At 39.6% G+C, this 2,483-nt stretch carries 2 protein-coding genes; both read right to left on the bottom strand.

The genetic code is table 11. The annotated features are described in order from the left end of the window. Nucleotides 1-115: 115 nt before the first annotated feature. Nucleotides 116-1,327: a type IIL restriction-modification enzyme MmeI gene (locus PX482_RS25610; RefSeq protein ID WP_288095876.1), complete on the bottom strand. Its 1,212-nt coding sequence runs from the start codon at nt 1,325-1,327 to the stop codon at nt 116-118. Nucleotides 1,328-1,532: 205 nt separating this feature from the next. After that, nucleotides 1,533-2,255 (bottom strand): Uma2 family endonuclease, encoded by a 723-nt coding sequence (locus PX482_RS25605; RefSeq protein WP_288123198.1) that lies wholly within the window; start codon nt 2,253-2,255, stop codon nt 1,533-1,535. Nucleotides 2,256-2,483 lie beyond the last annotated feature (228 nt).

Genomic DNA, 2,483 nt, shown 5'->3' with positions numbered 1-2,483 from the left:
ATTACTGGTGCAAGTTGGCAATCTTGTAATGTACCGCAAGTCCTTCGTCATCGCTGTGCTTATCTAAATGGTTGCCTTTTTTAACTTTTTTATTGATCTCATTAAGCATTTCTACTTATTGCAAAGGTGAGATGCTCCCAATCGCTTCTTTGTTTTCAGAAGTTAATTTACTGCTTAAATATCCCTTCAAAGCCTCCCGACACATAAAAGAAACTATCGGTTTAGGTGTGTAATAACTACCTGATTTATGTCTTCCCGTGACTAATTCCTCAAACACTTTTCCCAACATTTCTGGGTCCACTGCTACCTCCACATCAAGGGGTGTACTCTCAGTCACCGTGAAATTAAAATTACTAAAAAGTTTATGTAAGATAACATCGATCGCCTGATCGGGTACTATTATATTAGGATTGCGGTCATCTTCATCCTGTTCAAATAATCCCCCATTAAGATAGGGAACTGTGCCGATTATTTGCCGAAGAAAACCACCGTTATTGATACCAATAATATCCGTTTGTTGGGGATTATTCAGTCCCGTAAAAAACAGATGAGTCAAGCGATTATGATAAAAGTTTTTGTGCGAGGTGCTGTTATCATTCTGATAATCCTGCCATAATGTTTCTAGATAGTCTGTTTGTTCGTTAAACTTCAGCCAACCCTTTTTCTGGATAAAAACAATAAACATCAGGCGATTAAATAGCTTCTGAGTAAATAGTCTTCTCTGGTCAGCATTAGGGATAGTTTTAGTAATTAATTGCTCAACTTTTTCAAAGACCGAGCGATACTGTTCAAAAAATTTCTTAGTAACTTTCTCAACATCAAAAGCTTCATCATGACATTCCTGAATCGCTAAAGGAGACTCGAAACTAATATTGTCTAAATCCAGTAAACTTAGGCGTTCTGTGGCGGTTCGTAACTGTTCCCCCGGACCCACTGTAATTCGCCGCAAGACTTGCCTTTTTTCTTGTTTTACATCATATTTAACATTGAGAAAATGCCACCGTTCTTGGTGGAAATCAGAGAAAACAAAGAGAGTGTAGGGATGGTTTTTTAGCAGTTGAGTGACGACAAGACGCTCTAAATTGAGCAGCAGTTGCTTAGAGTTGAGACGAGCATAAATAACCTGAAAATCTTCCCCCCCAGAAGCTAATAGGATTGGATCTTCTGCTAATGCTTCTACTGCTTTATCTGGCCAATTGCGTCGGGACAGGGTTTGATTTTCTCGCTCGTAATTTAACTCAGACCAGAATAATTTTTTGAGCGCATCCAATCCTCTCAGGGATGAAAGAAGGTCATAAACTGACTGCCGAAGTTCAATATCACTCATAAGTTTTCCCACGACTTCTCATTTAGGTTTACTTTCTCTAAGTAGCTGGTTATAAATCCCCCCTTGATCCCTAGGGTTGATTCATCGTAGGGTTGATTCATCGTAGGGTTGATTCATCGTAGGGTTGATTCATGAATCAACCCTACCCTTAATAAGGGGGTGTCTGATTTTAACATCTGACTACTTAGGACTTTTGCCACTTCAGTTAAATTGTATCGGGATCGATGCCTAATTCTCGCAATTTTTGGGACAATTTTTCCTTAGCTTGTCGTTCCCTTTCTTTTTCTAAAAGAGCCTGTTCTTTTTCTAAAAGAGCCTGTTCTTTTGCCTGTCGTTGCTGTAATTCGGCTTCTTGAGGAGTGGGGACTAATTGACCATCGGCGGTAAAATAACGCAGTTTACGGTCAAATATGCCTAAATATAATCCTAACTGTTCACTCCAGAGATAACCCTGTTCATTGGGAGAAATGGCTTGATATTGTCCCTCAATTAGTCTAAATCCTTGCAATTCTAACGTATTAGGATCGAACCAAAAATAATTAGGAGTGCGAAAGGTATTTTGATAGAGAGTTTTCTTGTTCTTGCGGTCAATATTAGCCGTAGAATCGGAGAGAATCTCGACAATTACATCGGGATATTTACCCTGTTCTCCCCAAACTACCCAACTTTTGCGGGGACGCTTTTCGGTATCTAAAACCACAAAAAAATCAGGACCACAGAAATCACGTTTTTTTAGTTGTTCCGCTTTGTAGTAGATGGTTAGATTTCCCGAAGCGTAGTAATCACTCCTCTCGCGCCATAATAATTCTAGACAACTAAGGAGAATGATGATCTGTTGCAGGTGTAGATCACTTGCCAAGGGTGGTTCATCACTCCATAAATCTGTGGGGGGATAGGTGACATCTGGGATCATGTCTAGGGCTGTCATGACTTTTTCCCGGTATTTTAGGATTGATTAATTATAGCTTTTTCTCACAATTGCAGAGATAAGGCGGGGGGATTTTAACCAATAACTTAAGTAGGTAGGCGTTAAAAATTATCAGACACCCCCCTTATCAAGGGTAGGGTTGATTCATGAATCAACCCTACCTTATCAAGGGGGGCAGGGGGGATCGAACCTAAAATCCATTTTTAATTTAATTATAACCAGCTACTT

Source organism: Microcystis sp. M53602_WE12 (genome assembly GCF_030065455.1).
GTDB classification, from domain to species: Bacteria; Cyanobacteriota; Cyanobacteriia; order Cyanobacteriales; family Microcystaceae; genus Microcystis; species Microcystis aeruginosa.
This window is presented reverse-complemented; position numbering and strand designations above follow the sequence as displayed.

Excerpts from the sequence above, each read along its gene's own strand:
- PX482_RS25610 (WP_288095876.1), bottom strand. The coding sequence starts at position 1,327 with ATGAGTGATATTGAACTTCGGCAGTCAGTTTATGACCTTCTTTCATCC.
- PX482_RS25605 (WP_288123198.1), bottom strand. The coding sequence starts at position 2,255 with ATGACAGCCCTAGACATGATCCCAGATGTCACCTATCCCCCCACAGAT.